The sequence below is a fragment of the Pseudomonas sp. PB103 genome, assembly GCF_009764635.1.
GTDB lineage: Bacteria > Pseudomonadota > Gammaproteobacteria > Pseudomonadales > Pseudomonadaceae > Aquipseudomonas.
In genome coordinates this window covers 1-15,464 of the sequence record NZ_RWIL01000048.1, presented here as the reverse complement: position 1 = coordinate 15,464, position 15,464 = coordinate 1, and the positions used below count along the sequence as shown (strand labels likewise).

The 15,464-nt window shown below is 58.9% G+C and carries 12 protein-coding genes; 4 read left to right on the top strand and 8 right to left on the bottom strand.

Features of this window, described 5'->3' with window-relative positions:
• Positions 1-4 precede the first annotated feature (4 nt).
• Positions 5-460: a tRNA (cytidine(34)-2'-O)-methyltransferase gene (locus EJA70_RS08505; RefSeq protein WP_008080563.1), complete on the bottom strand. Its 456-nt coding sequence runs from the start codon at positions 458-460 to the stop codon at positions 5-7.
• Between EJA70_RS08505 and EJA70_RS08500 the strand changes: the two genes are divergently transcribed.
• Positions 459-899 carry a hypothetical protein gene (locus EJA70_RS08500; RefSeq protein ID WP_158830468.1) on the top strand — a complete coding sequence of 147 codons (441 nt, stop codon included), beginning with the start codon at positions 459-461 and terminating at the stop codon, positions 897-899. The genes EJA70_RS08505 and EJA70_RS08500 overlap by 2 nt on opposite strands.
• 505 nt (positions 900-1,404) lie before the next feature.
• Here the strand turns inward: EJA70_RS08500 and ntrC are convergent.
• The 6 genes from ntrC to glnA form a co-directional block, all read right to left on the bottom strand.
• Positions 1,405-2,841 carry a nitrogen regulation protein NR(I) gene (gene ntrC / locus EJA70_RS08495; RefSeq protein ID WP_008080565.1) on the bottom strand — a complete coding sequence of 479 codons (1,437 nt, stop codon included), beginning with the start codon at positions 2,839-2,841 and terminating at the stop codon, positions 1,405-1,407.
• Positions 2,838-3,923: a nitrogen regulation protein NR(II) gene (gene glnL / locus EJA70_RS08490; protein WP_008080566.1), complete on the bottom strand. Its 1,086-nt coding sequence runs from the start codon at positions 3,921-3,923 to the stop codon at positions 2,838-2,840. Before glnL ends, ntrC begins: the two co-directional genes overlap by 4 nt.
• Positions 3,924-4,154: 231 nt before the next feature.
• Positions 4,155-4,778, bottom strand: a complete 624-nt coding sequence (locus tag EJA70_RS08485) for a DUF4124 domain-containing protein (protein ID WP_158830467.1) — start codon at positions 4,776-4,778, stop codon at positions 4,155-4,157.
• Entirely contained in the window at positions 4,775-5,287 is a 513-nt protein-coding gene (locus EJA70_RS08480; RefSeq protein WP_158830466.1) for a DUF4124 domain-containing protein, read from the bottom strand. Before EJA70_RS08480 ends, EJA70_RS08485 begins: the two co-directional genes overlap by 4 nt.
• A gap of 100 nt (positions 5,288-5,387) precedes the next feature.
• Positions 5,388-6,731: a hypothetical protein gene (locus EJA70_RS08475; RefSeq protein WP_256677648.1), complete on the bottom strand. Its 1,344-nt coding sequence runs from the start codon at positions 6,729-6,731 to the stop codon at positions 5,388-5,390.
• A 129-nt stretch (positions 6,732-6,860) separates the two neighbouring features.
• A complete protein-coding gene (gene glnA, locus EJA70_RS08470) occupies positions 6,861-8,267 on the bottom strand; it encodes a type I glutamate--ammonia ligase (protein ID WP_008080570.1) in 1,407 nt (468 codons plus the stop codon).
• 328 nt (positions 8,268-8,595) lie between these two features.
• On the opposite strand from glnA, the gene thiI reads away from it, so the two are divergent.
• The gene (gene thiI, locus EJA70_RS08465) at positions 8,596-10,050 is read left to right on the top strand and encodes a tRNA uracil 4-sulfurtransferase ThiI (RefSeq protein WP_008080571.1); all 1,455 of its coding nucleotides are present in this window, start codon (positions 8,596-8,598) and stop codon (positions 10,048-10,050) included.
• Between the two features lie 139 nt (positions 10,051-10,189).
• Entirely contained in the window at positions 10,190-12,010 is a 1,821-nt protein-coding gene (gene typA, locus EJA70_RS08460) for a translational GTPase TypA (protein ID WP_008080572.1), read from the top strand.
• Between the two features lie 219 nt (positions 12,011-12,229).
• Here the strand turns inward: typA and EJA70_RS08455 are convergent, their stop codons facing one another.
• Positions 12,230-12,667: a YkgJ family cysteine cluster protein gene (locus tag EJA70_RS08455; RefSeq protein ID WP_038359983.1), complete on the bottom strand. Its 438-nt coding sequence runs from the start codon at positions 12,665-12,667 to the stop codon at positions 12,230-12,232.
• A 260-nt stretch (positions 12,668-12,927) separates the two neighbouring features.
• Here EJA70_RS08455 and EJA70_RS08450 point away from each other — a divergent pair, with 260 nt between their 5' ends.
• Positions 12,928-15,378, top strand: coding sequence for a glycogen/starch/alpha-glucan phosphorylase (locus EJA70_RS08450; RefSeq protein WP_158830464.1), 2,451 nt, complete (start codon positions 12,928-12,930; stop codon positions 15,376-15,378).
• Positions 15,379-15,464 lie beyond the last annotated feature (86 nt).

Below are 15,464 nucleotides of genomic sequence, written 5' to 3'. Positions count from 1 at the left end.
GTAGTTATTTGAAGTCGTTCTGGCGCCAGGCTTCGTACACGGCGACCGCGACGGTGTTGGACAGGTTCAGGCTGCGGCAGCCTTCACGCATGGGCAGGCGCAGGCGCTGTTCAGCGGGCAGGGCGTCGAGCACTTCCGGCGGCAAGCCACGGCTTTCCGGGCCGAAAATGAACGCATCGCCCGGGACAAACGCCGCATCATGAAACGGTCGCGAGCCCTTGGTGGTGAACGCAAACACCCGAGGGTTACCGATGCTTGCCAGGCAACTGGCGAGATCGGCGTGACGTTGCAGAGTGGCATATTCGTGGTAATCGAGACCGGCACGGCGCAAGCGCTTGTCGTCCATCTCGAAGCCCAGCGGTTCGATCAAATGCAGGTGGCAGCCGCTGTTGGCGCACAGCCTGATAACGTTGCCGGTATTCGGCGGAATTTCTGGTTGAAAAAGGATGACGTGAAACATGCACGGCTCCGAAGGTAAAGATGAGCGGCATTCTACGCCGCCTGTGGACAACCGTTCGAAACTATTCCCGCGTGTGATCGCTTCGCTGGCGATTGTCGGCGTGATGATCGGCTTGATGATTGGCCGCCTGACCACGCCGGATCCGACAGTGTTGCAGCAGATCGAGATGACTGACGGCGGTTTGCTGGTGTGGTTCAACAACGAGCCGAAGCTGCATGGCGAAGTCATCGATGGCACGGTGGCGCTGTTGTTCCAGGCTGAGGGGCCGGCGCAGAAGGGCCAGCTCAAGCTCAACGGCAAAGACGTCAATTGGCGGACGCGAGCGAGTGACGGTGGGTTGTTGCTGACGGTGCTGGCGGCGCGGCCGCTGCAGGGTGACTGGGCCGGCAGTGCGGTCGATGACCGCTGGCGCCTGGAGATTCATCTGAGGGAGCAATAAAAGCGGGAATCCCTGACCTGCCTGTATCAGGGTTCCCAAAACGGGATGGACTTCGCGTGACGCGTCGGTCCGGTGTAAAGAGGGAACCCCCGGCCTGCCTGTACCAAGAGCCCCAAAAGGATGGGCTCGCCGCGTTGCGGTGTGAGCCCGATGTAAAGAGGGGAATCCCCGGCCTGCCTGTACCAAGGTCCCCGAAACGGGTGGTGAAACGAATCACCTGTGAGAGGTATTGCAGGGGGCGTGCCAGGTTTTAATTTGTTGAAACAAAAAAGCTGATGAGAAACGCGAAAGCCCCGGAATTCGGGGCTTTCGTGGTTTTGGGCGGTTGTTTTTCGAGTTCTGTTTGGGTTTTTTTTGATCCGGTTGTTATGCCCGATTGCGGGTCGTCGTGCCTTTTGGCGGTGCACGCAAACAAAAAGATCGCAGCCTGCGGCAGCTCCTACATGGGTTCAATGTAGGAGCTGCCGCAGGCTGCGATCTTTTCGCGGACGACTAGAGTGCCGAGTTAACCCTCATCCCCCTCATCATCATCCGCACCATCAACCTTCATCCCCAACTCCTTGATCTTGCGCGTCAGGGTATTACGCCCCCAACCCAGCAACACCGCCGCATCACGCCGACGTCCGGCCGTGTGCTTCAGCGCCGTCTCGATCATGATCCGCTCAAACGCCGGCACCGCGCTGTCGAGCAAGCTCGACTGGCCACGCGCCAAGGCTTGGTCGGCCCACTGGCGCAGCGCCTGCTCCCAGTTGGTCACCGGTGCCGAGTCCTGCGGCAGGTTGAGCAGCTCTGGCGGCAGGTCGCTGATGTGTACTTCGCGTCCGGACGCCATTACGGTGATCCAGCGGCAGGTATTCTCCAGCTGGCGCACGTTGCCGCCCCACGGCAGGTTCTTCAGGTATTCCTCGGTCTCGCTTTTCAGCAGCTTCGGCTCGACCGCCAGTTCCTGCGCGGCGCGGCTGAGGAAATGCTTGGCCAGGGTCGGAATGTCTTCGCGACGGTCCGACAGGCGCGGGATGTGGATGCGGATCACATTGAGGCGATGGAACAAGTCCTCACGGAATTTGCCGGCGTGCACCAGGGTTTCCAGGTTCTGGTGCGTCGCGGCGATGATGCGCACATCGACCTTGACCGGCACATGCCCGCCAACGCGATAGAACTCGCCATCCGCCAGAACCCGTAGCAAACGGGTTTGCGTATCCGCCGGCATGTCACCGATTTCATCGAGGAACAGCGTGCCGCCGTCAGCCTGCTCAAAACGCCCGCGACGCAGATTCGCCGCGCCGGTGAACGCGCCTTTCTCATGGCCGAACAGCTCGGACTCCATCAGATCCTTGGGGATCGCCGCCATGTTCAGCGCAATAAACGGCGAGGCCGCGCGTGGGCTGTGGCGGTGCAGGGCGTGGGCGACCAGTTCTTTACCAGTACCCGATTCACCGTTGATCAACACGGTGATGTTGGAGTGGCTCAAGCGCCCGATGGCGCGAAACACTTCCTGCATCGCCGGCGCTTCGCCGATGATTTCCGGGGTGCGGGTCAGCGCCGGTACAACTTCCAGGCCTTGCTGTTCTTGCGCGTGCTGGTTGGCACGTTTGACCAGCGACACCGCTTCATCAACGTCGAACGGCTTGGGCAAGTATTCGAAAGCGCCGCCCTGATAGGAGGCGACAGCGCTGTCCAGATCGGAGTGAGCGGTCATGATGATGACCGGCAACCGTGGGTGCTGCTCGCGAATCCGTGCCAACAAGTCCAGGCCGCTGGCACCCGGCATACGAATGTCGGAAATGATCACGTCAGGCTGCTGACGGGCCAGGCGACTCATCACGCCATCAGCGCTGTCGAAGCTCTGCGTGGTCATGCCTTCCTGCTGCAAGGCCTTTTCCAGCACCCAACGGATAGAACGGTCGTCATCGACGATCCACACGGTTTCACTACGGCTCATGTCGATGTGGCTCCTTGTTCCAGTGGCAGAAAGATCGAGAAGGTGGTGTGGCCTGGATGGCTGTCACACTCGATCAGGCCCTGGTGCTGGCTGATGATGTTCTGGGTAATGGCCAGGCCGAGCCCGGTACCGTCCGGGCGTCCGCTGACCATGGGAAAGAAAATGGTTTCCTGAAGTTCCGCGGGGATCCCGGGGCCGTTGTCGATGATCTCGATCTTGGTCACCAGGCGATGGCGGACGTGGCCGATGGTGAACTGGCGCATGGCCCGGGTACGCAGGCTGATGCGGCCCAGGCGCAGCTCGTTCTGGCTGCTGATTGCCTGCATCGCGTTGCGCACGATGTTCAACACGGCCTGAATCATTTGCTCGCGGTCGATCAACACGTCGGGAATGCTTGGGTCGTAATCGCGCACCAAGGTGATGCAGCCCTGACTTTCGGCCTCGACCAGATGGCCGACGCGTTCCAGTACCTCGTGAATGTTGCACATTGCCAACGACGGCAGCTTGTTCGAACCGAGCATGCGATCGACCAGATTGCGCAGGCGATCGGCCTCTTCAATGATTACGTTGGTGTAATCGCGCAGGCTGTCTTCCGGCAGTTCGCGGGCCAGCAATTGCGCGGCGCCACGGATGCCGCCCAGCGGGTTCTTGATCTCGTGGGCGAGGCCGCGCACCAGCATTTTGCTGGTTTCCTGTTTGGAGATTTGCGCCTCTTCCTTGGTGATCCGCAGCAAGCGGTCACGCGGGTGGACTTCCAGCAGGAGCATGGTCGCGCCATTACTGAGGATCGGCGTCACCGCGTAATCCACGGTCAACGTCTGGCCGGTGAGGGCGGTGAGCATCGCTTCGCGTTTGGTGAACGGATGCGCCTGTTCCACGGCTTGGCGCAGGGAATTCAGCGCCTCGGTAGATTCGGTGAACAGCTCGCTGATGAACTGCCCATGGCTGCGCTGCCCGCTGATGGCGAGCAGCATCTCCGCCGCCGGGTTCATGTACTCGAGGCGCAATTCGGCGTCGAGCAGGATGGTGGCGGTGGTCAGGTTGTCGAGCAGCAAACGGTGGATTGCGTCGCTAATGGTCATCGGAGCCTCTTTTGGGGGCGGAGCGTGCGCAACAAGCAAGCGTCGGTATCGGGAAAATGCAAAAACCAAACCAAGGCTCTGAAAAGAAGCGTTCGACGCCTGAAACGGGCGTTTGACGCTCGTTTGCGTGGCATTCGGCCGGCGCGAACGGGAAGTTTCGAACCAAAATGGGTTGGAATATGAGTACGGTGCAGCCTATTGCACCAATATAGTGCGCAAAGCTGAACGGCGTTAGAAGAAACGCAGGAAGGGGTTTTTCGGCTCTTCGGGTTTGTCTTTGAGCGGACATTCCGGGCGAACCCCGTAATCGTCGGCAACGCACGGTTTGACCTGGCGTTTCTGCGCGAGGGAGATGCGCAGCATGTGGAAGGGTTGGTTAGCGGTGCGCTCGACCGTCCGCCCTTCGGCGTCGAGGATTTCCACCGAAAGGTTGTGGCTGCCACGATCGATATTGCTCAGCGGGAAGACTGGCGTCAGGCCGGGCTCGCCAGTGGCCTGACCATCCAGCAACAGCCGATAACGATGCCCTTTTTGCAGGCCCGGTTCGCTGGTGACGCTGACGATGACTTCGCCGGCGCTGCTGCGAATCGTGGCATCGGGTTCGGGCACCAGAATGCGCAGCATGTCGTAGTGGAACGGCGGTTGTTCCGGGGATTTCTTCGCCGTGGTGATCGGCGCGGCGGCCGTTGGATTGGCCGACATGCGATTGCTGGTGGCGATGGGCACACGCTTGGCATTGCCGCGTGGCTGGTCGGTATAAACGCGATTGCCCTGCGCATCGACGTAGGTAAAGACCTCTGCCGAGGCTTGCAACGTCATCATGGCCAAAGCGGCGATCAGCCACGCGCGAATCATGGCTTGTGTACTCGCTGCACAGTGAAGGCCACGGGCGGGCTTTGCTGAACGATTGTTTGCCCGTCGATGACCTGGACGGCCAGTCGATGCTCACCCCGGTCAACATTCACCAACTGCAGGATTGGCACGTTGCTCGGCTGACCGTACGGTTCATCGTCGAGCACCAGCCGTAATTGATGCGGCGCCTGCAGACGCGGTTTGATCAGCACATTGACAGTGAAGGTGCCGTTGTTGGCGCGCAAGGCTTCTTCAGTGGGCAGGCCGGCGAGTTCAAGAATGTCGTAGGCGTTGCGCGCAGGTTCACGAGTGTCGGGCTCAGGCGCGGCCGGTGCGCTCGGCGCTTGCGGCTCGACCCGATTGAGCGGCGGCAATTCCACCGGTTGCGCCTGCACGCCGTCCGGCGAGTGATCGCTGTACACCGTGTGGCCGTTGGCGTCGGTGTACTTGTAGATCTGCGCCGCGACGGGCAGGGCGATCACCAGTAGGAGAAATAGAAAACCACGACCCATGGATGCAACCGATCAGCAGTGAGATTGGCTTGCAGCATAGGCCAGAGGCAGCGGTAAGCCCAACCGCCTCAACATCAGCTCACACAAATGGCCCCGGGCCCTATCGTGAGGCGCCTGCCGCAAGCACGCTCTCGCGACTGCCGGACAGGACGCCCGTCTTGTAATGCTCGATGTAGGTCAACACACCATTGGCGTCGAAATCGCGCAGCTCGCCTTCTTTTTTGCCGGCGACGAAGTTCACGGTTTGAGTGTGTCCGTTGTCAGTCTTGAGTGTCCACGGGCCGCTTTGCAGATCATTCGTGTAGTCGCCGTTTCCTGCTTTGGTTTCCCATGGGCCTTGGCGTTTATCGTCGACATAATTGCCGCGCTCGGTCTTGCCGGCGATGGTCAGTTCGCTCGGGCCGTTGAGTTGACCATGGACATAGGTCTGGAATCCGGTGGCGACCCATTCCATCTCGTCGTAGTTGGAAAGCTGCCAGCGGCCGTCGCGCAAATCATTGTGGTACTCGCCGTCCAGCGTCTGCCCGTCCTGGTAAATGCTCCATTGTCCCTCCCGTTTACCCTCTGCAAAGTGACCGGACGCCGAATATTTCTCGTCTTTGGAAATAGACCACGGGCCGATACGTACGCCCTGCTTGTAGGCACCTTTGGCCGAGATCGATCCGGAGTCATAAGACACCGATTGGCCGTCCTCGCTGCCGGTGAATTTCAGCGGAGCGGTTTCCCAGGCAATACGTCTGACCTGATAGTTGTAGAGCGTGCGGTTACCCTCGACGAGGGTGCCATCGAGCCAACGCCAGAAGGTAACAGTGAGAAACCGACCGTCTTTTTCCTGATAGGTTTTCTTGTAGAAGTACGGTTCGTCGTCCGGTGTGGGATTGCTCAGAGGGTCGTAGTACTGGCCGTAATAGCTCACCAGTGTTCCTTGGCTGAAATCGAGTTGGTCGAACTCCGGTACGCCGGACTCTTCATAGTAGAAGCGATAGTTCAGCGGGGTGTTTCGGCTCAGTGCTTTCTTGATGGTCAGGGCATCGAGGTGTTTCTGGCCTGCGGTAATGCGATCCAGCGCTGGCTGCAGACGCGTGACGCGGCTGTAGAGGTGATCGTTGTCGTTGTACTTGTAGGCGTAGATTCGGTATTGCTCGTTCTGCCGGAACAGCACAAAGCGGGTCGGATCCTCACTGTCGAGCGACATGAGGAAAACCGATTCGATGGTCGCCTGGCCGAAATCGTCAAGCAAACGGGGTTCGGCATTGGGCATATTGCAAATGCAGTAATAACCTTTGACGCCCCCCGCTTCCTTGATGAACGCCAGCGTCGCCGAGCTTTCCTGCAAACCCTCGATCAGCGGATGCGCCAGGGTTTTGTTTTCATAGAACGCTGCCGCTCCGGCCGTTTGGCAGGCGAGGCTGGCCGTCAGGGCGATGGCCCATAACCACTTCATGCGAATCCCTTCGTCAAGGCGCCGGTAACGGGCGCTGAGGCGGCGGATTATCCATGGATGCGCGCGCACAAAAAAGGCCTCCCGAAGGAGGCCTCTTTTTGTCACGCCGCGTAGCGCGGCGCTACCGGATCAGCAGCTGTAGTACAGCTCATATTCCAGTGGGTGTACGAAGGTGCGAACCTTGATTTCTTCTTCCGATTTCAGCGCGATGTAAGCGTCGATGAAGTCGTCGGAGAATACGCCGCCCTTGGTCAGGAACGCGCGGCCCTTGTCCAGCTCTTCCAGGGCTTCTTTCAGGCTGCCGCAAACTTGTGGGATCTCTTTCGCCTCTTCAGGCGGCAAGTCGTACAGGTTTTTGTCAGCAGCGTCGCCTGGGTGGATCTTGTTCTGGATGCCGTCCAGACCGGCCATCAGCAGTGCAGCGAAGGCCAGGTACGGGTTGGCAGCCGGATCCGGGAAACGTGCTTCGATACGGCGGGCTTTCGGGCTCGACACGTAAGGAATACGGATCGAAGCGGAACGGTTGCGAGCCGAGTAGGCCAGCATTACCGGAGCTTCGAAGCCTGGCACCAGACGCTTGTAGGAGTTGGTCGCCGGGTTGGTGAAGCCGTTCAGGGCCTTACCGTGCTTGATGATGCCGCCGATGAAGTACAGAGCGGTATCGGACAGGCCGGCATAGCCTTCACCTGCGAAGGTGTTCTTGCCGTCTTTCCAGATCGACATGTGTACGTGCATGCCCGAACCGTTGTCGCCGTACAGTGGCTTCGGCATGAAGGTCGCGGTGCGGCCGTAGGCGTCAGCAACGTTGTGCACAACGTACTTCAGGGTTTGGGTTTCGTCGGCTTTCTTCACCAGGGTGTTGAACTTGACGCCGATTTCGTTCTGGCCGGCAGTCGCCACTTCGTGGTGGTGAACTTCGACGGTCAGGCCCATTTCTTCCAGTGCGTTGCACATGGAGGTACGGATTTCGTGGTCGTGGTCGAACGGTGGAACCGGGAAGTAGCCGCCTTTGACGCCTGGACGGTGACCCTTGTTGCCGCCTTCGATGTCCTGGTCGGACATCCACGAACCTTGCTCGGAGTAGATCTTGAACATCGAGCCGGAAATGTCCGACTTGAATTTCACCGAGTCAAAGATGAAGAATTCTGGCTCAGGACCGGCGAACACGGTGTCACCGATACCGGTGGCTTTCAGGTGTTCTTCGGCGCGCTTGGCGATCGCACGTGGGTCGCGATCGTAGCCTTGCATGCTCGAAGGTTCGATGATGTCGCACACCAGGATCAGGGTGGCGTCTTCGGTGAACGGGTCGAGAACGGCAGTTTCGTCAACCGGCATCAGGATCATGTCGGAGGCTTCGATGCCTTTCCAGCCAGCAATGGAGGAACCGTCGAACATTTTGCCGACTTCGAAGAAGTCGTCGTCCAAAGCATCGCGGGCCGGCATGGTCACGTGGTGCTGAGTACCTTTGGTGTCCGTGAAGCGCAGATCAATCCACTTGACGTCATGATCTTTGATGAGTTGAACCGTCTTCGACATATGTCCTCCGGGTGGCTTCGGGCTTGGTAGTGGATGCCCTTGAATTTGGTTGATGCCGGCGCGAATACTCTGCCAAGGCAACCTGCCTCACAAGGGAGCAAATTGCATGCCAGTGCCCCAGCATGGGTTTTTTGCCCCAAATTCACGCTTATTAAGGTGCTGCGCGCCTGAAAGTGGAAAATCTCGCCCTCTAATGTAGCGTTATAAATCGAAAATGACCCGTTTTGGTGCATGCTAAACCTTCTGCACATTAACTGGTTAAACCTTGAGCAATTTCCGCTATAATCCGCGCCCCCCTTTTTCGGCTGGCCGTTCGCGCGCTGTTTTCATGAAACTAATCGTAAAAGTCTTCCCCGAGATCACCATCAAAAGCCGACCTGTCCGGACGAAATTCATCCGCCAGTTGGCCAAGAACATCCGCACCGTGCTCCGCGACCTGGACCCGGCCGTGGTGGTGAACGGTGTGTGGGACAATCTCGAGCTGGAAACCCGCATTACCGACGCCAAAGCCTTGAAAGAGATGGGTGAGCGCCTGACCTGCATGCCGGGCATCGCGCACTTTTTGCAGATCGACGAGTACCCGCTGGGCGACTTCGACGACATCACCGAGAAGTGCAAAGAGCACTACGGCGCGGCGCTGGCCGGGAAGATTTTCTCGGTGCGCTGCAAGCGTGCCGGCAAGCACACCTTCAGCTCGATGGACGTCGAAAAATACGTCGGCAGCAAGCTGCGCCGTGAGTGCGGTGCCGCCGGAATCGACCTGAAAGCGCCGGAAATCGAAGTCCGTATCGAAGTTCGCGACAAACGGTTGTTTGTGATTCACAGCCAGCACAACGGCATCGGCGGCTATCCGCTCGGTGCGTTGGAGCAGACGCTGGTATTGATGTCCGGCGGCTTTGACTCGACCGTTGCGGCCTACCAGATCATTCGTCGCGGCCTGATGACCCACTTCTGTTTCTTCAATCTGGGCGGTCGTGCCCATGAATTGGGCGTGATGGAAGTCGCGCATTTCATCTGGAAGAAGTACGGCAGCTCGCAACGCGTGCTATTTGTCAGTGTTCCGTTCGAAGAAGTGTTGGGCGAAATTCTCGGCAAAGTCGATAACAGTCATATGGGCGTCGTATTGAAGCGTATGATGTTGCGCGCGGCCTCCAACATCGCCGACCGCCTGCAGATCGAGGCGCTGGTCACTGGCGAGGCGATCTCCCAGGTGTCGAGCCAGACGCTGCCGAACCTGTCGGTGATCGACTGCGTGACCGACAAACTGGTCCTGCGTCCGCTGATCGTGGCGCACAAGCAGGACATCATCGACACGGCCAACGAGATCGGCACCGCCGATTTTGCCCGGCACATGCCGGAATACTGTGGGGTCATTTCGGTCAACCCGAAGACCGCCGCCAAACGCGGTCGCGTTGAACACGAAGAGAAAGAATTCGACATGGCGGTGCTCGAGCGTGCGCTCGAAAACGCCAAACTGGTGCCGATCGATCGCGTGATCGACGAATTGGGCCAGGACGTACAGATTGAAGAAGTCAGCGAAGCATTGGCCGGCCAGATCGTGATCGACATCCGTCACCCGGATGCCGCCGAGGATGAGCCGCTGGAACTCGCTGGCGTAGAAGTACAGACGATGCCGTTCTACGCAGTGAACGCTCGTTTCAAGGAGCTGGATCCGACTCGCCAGTACCTGCTGTATTGCGACAAAGGCGTGATGAGTCGCCTGCATGCTCACCATTTGCTCAGTGAGGGGCATGCCAATGTGCGCGTTTATCGACCGAGCTAAGTGCCCGGGGCTGTTTGCCTGTGGCCTGCGTCACCGGCCCCCCGACACCGCCGTCAAGCTGTAACGGCCATGCCGGACACTACTGCTAATCGCTGCCAAGACTTGTCAGCAAACCGAATCCTCTGATCGAGATACACAAGTGATCGAAAATCTACGTAACATCGCCATCATTGCCCACGTTGACCATGGTAAAACCACCCTGGTAGACAAACTCCTGCGTCAATCCGGCACTCTGGAGCGCAACGAGCTCAACGACGAGCGCGTGATGGACTCCAACGACCAGGAAAAAGAGCGCGGTATTACCATTCTGGCGAAAAACACCGCCATCAACTGGAACGGCTACCACATCAACATCGTGGACACCCCGGGCCACGCCGACTTCGGCGGCGAAGTTGAACGCGTAATGTCGATGGTTGACTCCGTTCTGCTGCTGGTTGACGCTCAAGACGGCCCTATGCCGCAAACCCGTTTCGTGACCAAGAAGGCTTTCGAAGCCGGCCTGCGTCCGATCGTGGTAATCAACAAGGTTGACCGTCCAGGCGCGCGTCCGGACTGGGTTCTGGACCAGATCTTCGACCTGTTCGACAACCTCGGTGCTACCGAAGAACAACTGGACTTCCAGGTTGTTTACGCTTCGGCCCTGAACGGCATTGCCGGTCTGGATCACACCGCCATGGCGGAAGACATGACCCCGCTGTACCAAGCGGTAGTCGACCACGTTCCGCCTCCGGCCGTTGACCGTGACGGCGCGTTCCAGATGCAGATCTCCGCTCTGGATTACAACAGCTTCCTGGGTGTTATCGGCGTTGGCCGTATCGCTCGTGGTCGCGTCAAGCCGAACACCCCGGTTGTGGCGATCGGTGCCGACGGCAAGCGCCGTAACGGCCGTATCCTGAAACTGATGGGTCACCACGGTCTGCACCGCATCGACGTTGAAGAAGCTGCAGCAGGCGACATCGTGTGCATCAGCGGTATGGACTCGCTGTTCATCTCCGACACCCTGTGCCACCCGGACACCGTCGAGGCGATGAAGCCTCTGACCGTTGACGAGCCAACCGTTTCGATGACCTTCCAGGTAAACGACTCGCCATTCTGCGGTAAAGAAGGCAAGTTCGTGACGTCCCGTAACATCAAGGACCGTCTGGACAAAGAGCTGCTGTACAACGTTGCACTGCGCGTTGAAGAAGGCGACTCCGCTGACAAGTTCAAGGTTTCCGGCCGTGGTGAGCTGCACCTCTCGGTACTGATCGAAACCATGCGTCGCGAAGGCTTCGAGCTGGCCCTGGGCCGTCCTGAAGTGATCATTCGTGAAGTTGACGGCGTCAAGCAAGAGCCGTTCGAAAACGTCACCATCGACATCCCTGAAGAAGCGCAGGGCAAGGTGATGGAAGAGATGGGTCTGCGTAAGGGCGACCTGAGCAACATGGTTCCTGATGGCAAGGGCCGTGTTCGTCTGGAATACAACATCCCTGCTCGCGGTCTGATCGGTTTCCGTAACCAGTTCCTGACCCTGACCAACGGTGCTGGCATCCTGACCTCGATCTTCGATCGCTACGACACTGTCAAGTCGGGCCACATGTCCGGCCGTCAGAACGGCGTTCTGGTTTCGGTTGAAACCGGTAAGGCACTGACCTACTCGCTGGAAACCCTGCAGGCTCGTGGCAAGCTGTTCGTAGAACACGGTCAAGAGATCTACAACGGTCAAATCGTTGGTCAGAACAGCCGCGACAACGACCTGGGCGTTAACCCTACCAAGGGCAAGAAGCTCGACAACATGCGTGCTTCGGGTAAAGACGAAACCATCGCTCTGGTTCCACCAGTGAAGTTCACTCTGGAACAGGCTCTGGAATACATCCAGGAAGACGAGCTGTGCGAAGTTACTCCTAAGTCCATCCGTCTTCGCAAGAAGATCCTGGACGAAAGCGAGCGTACCCGCGCTGCCAAGAAAGCCAAGAACTGAGTCATTAGTTCAGGCTGAATGAAAACGCCCCCGGTCGCGAGACCGGGGGCGTTTTTGTTTGTCTGGGGTTCAGGCGGTATTGGTGCTGGCCCCATCGCTGGCAAGCCAGCTCCCACAGGGTTTTGGGTCGTATATAAAATATGTGTACGACCACAATCATTGTGGGAGCTGGCTTGCCAGCGAAGGCGGCCGATCAGCCGCTGAAAATCTCAGGGCCGATCAAAACTTCTCGATGGCGCGGAAATTCTGCTCGCGCACCACTTCCTTCGGCTTGTACGCGCAATACCCCGGACGCGGCCCGATCTTCGGGTGATTGCGGCAGGTATCCGGGCGCTTGTCATAAATGGTGCACAGGCGGCTCTTACGATCCAGGTAGTAGCAATCGTTGTTGCTCATGCGCTGCAGGGTGAAGATGCCGGACTTCTGGTTGAAGCGCTCGACCAGGCCTTCCTTTTGCAGACGCTTGGCGATGTTCTTCGGCGGGTCACCGAGTTCGAACTCGTCGACCACACCGATGCGCACCAGATCCTTGATCTTCACCTCAACCGGCAGCGTGCAGCAGCTGGACACGCAGGAACCGCACATCGGGGCTGAGTATTTTGCCCACGTATCGAGACGATCGATCTCGGCGGCGGCAATCAGGTTGGGCTTCATCATCGGGAGTTACCAGGCGTGTGTGCATCAGGGCGCGCGATCATACCGGGACTGGTGGATTTTTGAACAACCTTTCGCCAGATTTTTTCTGCGTGCAGGCACATTGCCGGACAATTCGGCACGGCCCCTGCATTCATTAGCTCATCCGCCAGGGTAATGCCGGGCCATCTCACAGTCTCAGGAAATACTGCCGAACCAGAGCCTCGACCGTCGGTCAGACCGTCTAGGCTCAGACAATTCCCCGCTCGCTCGAGGTCCCATTGATGACTCAAGAACCACTAGTTCGCGAAGCAGAGGTGGCCGCATTCCGCGACGCCGTCCTGACCAAACTCACCTACGCGGTGGGCAAAGACCCCGATCACGCCTTCGACCATGACTGGTTCGAAGCCATCGCATTGGCTGCGCGTGATCACATGGTCGAACACTGGATGGACCACACCCGGCAGATCTACCGCAAAGGCCAGAAACGGGTGTACTACCTCTCGCTGGAATTCCTCATCGGCCGTTTGCTCTACGACAGCCTGAGTAACCTCGGCCTGCTCGATGTCGCCCGTGAAGCGTTGACCGAACTCGGCGTTGATCTGGAGCGCATCCGCCTGCTGGAGCCCGATGCGGCGCTCGGCAACGGCGGCCTCGGTCGTCTGGCGGCGTGCTTCATGGAAAGCATGTCGACCCTCGGCATCGCCGGCCACGGTTACGGCATTCGTTATGAGCACGGCTTGTTCCGCCAGGCCATCGTCGATGGCTGGCAACAGGAGCAGACCGAGCACTGGCTGGACTTTGGCAACCCGTGGGAGTTCGAACGGCCAGAGGTCGTCTACTCCATCGGCTTCGGCGGCAGCGTCGAAACCGTCACCGATGCTTCTGGAAAATTCAAACAAGTCTGGTCGCCGGCAGAAACCGTCCGCGCGATCGCTTACGACACGCCGGTGGTTGGCTGGCGCGGGGCAAGCGTCAACACGCTGCGCCTGTGGCGTGCCCGCGCCATGGAAGATTTGCACCTTGAGCGCTTCAACGCCGGTGACCACTTGGGCGCCGTCGCCGAAGTGGCGCGCGCCGAGAGTATCTCCCGCGTGCTTTACCCGGCGGACAGCACCGAAGCGGGGCAAGAGCTGCGCCTGCGTCAGGAATATTTCTTCGTCGCCGCCTCGTTGCAGGATCTGCTGCGCCGTCACCGCAACATGCATACCTCGGTGCTGACCCTCGGCGATCACGCCGCGATCCAGCTCAACGACACCCACCCATCGATTGCCGTTGCCGAACTGATGCGCCAACTGGTCGACGTCTACGACGTCGCGTGGGATGCCGCGTGGCAAGTCACCGTCGACACGTTGTCTTACACCAACCACACGCTGCTGCCGGAAGCACTGGAAACGTGGCCGGTGGGCCTGATGGAGCGAATGCTGCCACGGCACATGCAGATCATTTACCTGATCAACGCCCAGCACATCGATTCGCTGCGCGCCAAAGGCATTCACGATTTCGACGTGCTCCGTGCCGTGTCGCTGATCGAAGAAGACAACGGTCGCCGGGTGCGCATGGGCAACCTCGCGTTCCTCGGTTCGCACAGCGTCAATGGCGTGTCCGGGTTGCACACGCAATTGATGCGTAAAACCGTGTTCGCCGAACTGCACAAACTCTATCCGGAGCGGATCAACAACAAAACCAACGGCATTACTTTCCGCCGCTGGCTGTATCAGGCCAACTCGGAACTGACCTCGATGCTGGTCGACGCATTGGGCCCGGATCTGCTGGATAACGCGGAAGAGCGCTTGCTCGATCTTGAACCGTTCGCCGAGAAGCCCGCGTTCCGCAAAGCCTTCGCCGAACAACGCCTGCACAGCAAAAAAGCGCTGGCTTATCTGATTCATGAACGCTTGGGCATTGCCGTCAATCCGGCGGCGATGTTCGACGTGCAGGTCAAACGGATCCACGAATACAAACGCCAGTTGCTCAACCTGCTGCACACCGTGGCGTTGTATCAGGCGATTCGCGCCGAGCCGGAAGTCGACTGGGTGCCACGGGTGAAAATCTTTGCCGGTAAAGCGGCGGCGAGTTATCACCAAGCGAAACTGATCATCAAGCTGACCAACGATATCGCGCGGGTGGTGAATAACGACCCGACTGTGCGCGGCTTGTTGAAGGTAGTGTTCCTGCCCAACTACAACGTCAGCCTGGCGGAGAGCATTATTCCGGCGGCGGACTTGTCCGAGCAGATCTCCACTGCCGGTTTCGAGGCCTCGGGCACCAGTAACATGAAGTTCGGCCTCAACGGCGCGCTGACCATCGGTACCCTCGACGGCGCCAACGTGGAAATGTGCGAGCGCATTGGTGCCGAGCACATGTTTATCTTCGGCCTCAGCGCTCAACAGGTGGAAGCGCGCAAACAGAACCACGAGTTCAGCGCCTTGCCGGACATCGCTGCGTCGCATCGTCTGAACGATGTGCTGCAAGCGATCCGCAGTGGGGTGTTCTCGCCGGATGACACCTCGCGCTACACCGGGTTGATCGATTCGCTGGTGGATTACGACCGCTTCCTGGTCTGCGCCGACTTCGACTCGTACTGGGAAGCACAGAAACGCGTTGAAGCGCACTGGCATGACGCCAATAACTGGTGGCGTTCGGCGGTGCTGAACACTTCGCGGATGGGCTGGTTCTCGTCGGACCGGACGATTCGTGAGTACGCCACGGAGATCTGGAAAGCACTGGAGTAACTTTCCGCTCGGCTCGATATAATCGCGCGCCAGAAAAGATCGCAGCCTGCGGCAGCTCCTACAGGGATATGTAGGAGCTGCCGCAG

Excerpts from the sequence above, each read along its gene's own strand:
- EJA70_RS08450 (WP_158830464.1), top strand. The coding sequence starts at position 12,928 with ATGACTCAAGAACCACTAGTTCGCGAAGCAGAGGTGGCCGCATTCCGC.
- EJA70_RS08480 (WP_158830466.1), bottom strand. The coding sequence starts at position 5,287 with ATGGGTCGTGGTTTTCTATTTCTCCTACTGGTGATCGCCCTGCCCGTC.
- EJA70_RS08475 (WP_256677648.1), bottom strand. The coding sequence starts at position 6,731 with ATGAAGTGGTTATGGGCCATCGCCCTGACGGCCAGCCTCGCCTGCCAA.
- glnA (WP_008080570.1), bottom strand. The coding sequence starts at position 8,267 with ATGTCGAAGACGGTTCAACTCATCAAAGATCATGACGTCAAGTGGATT.
- EJA70_RS08485 (WP_158830467.1), bottom strand. The coding sequence starts at position 4,778 with ATGATTCGCGCGTGGCTGATCGCCGCTTTGGCCATGATGACGTTGCAA.
- EJA70_RS08505 (WP_008080563.1), bottom strand. The coding sequence starts at position 460 with ATGTTTCACGTCATCCTTTTTCAACCAGAAATTCCGCCGAATACCGGC.
- EJA70_RS08500 (WP_158830468.1), top strand. The coding sequence starts at position 459 with ATGCACGGCTCCGAAGGTAAAGATGAGCGGCATTCTACGCCGCCTGTG.
- ntrC (WP_008080565.1), bottom strand. The coding sequence starts at position 2,841 with ATGAGCCGTAGTGAAACCGTGTGGATCGTCGATGACGACCGTTCTATC.
- glnL (WP_008080566.1), bottom strand. The coding sequence starts at position 3,923 with ATGACCATTAGCGACGCAATCCACCGTTTGCTGCTCGACAACCTGACC.
- EJA70_RS08455 (WP_038359983.1), bottom strand. The coding sequence starts at position 12,667 with ATGATGAAGCCCAACCTGATTGCCGCCGCCGAGATCGATCGTCTCGAT.
- thiI (WP_008080571.1), top strand. The coding sequence starts at position 8,596 with ATGAAACTAATCGTAAAAGTCTTCCCCGAGATCACCATCAAAAGCCGA.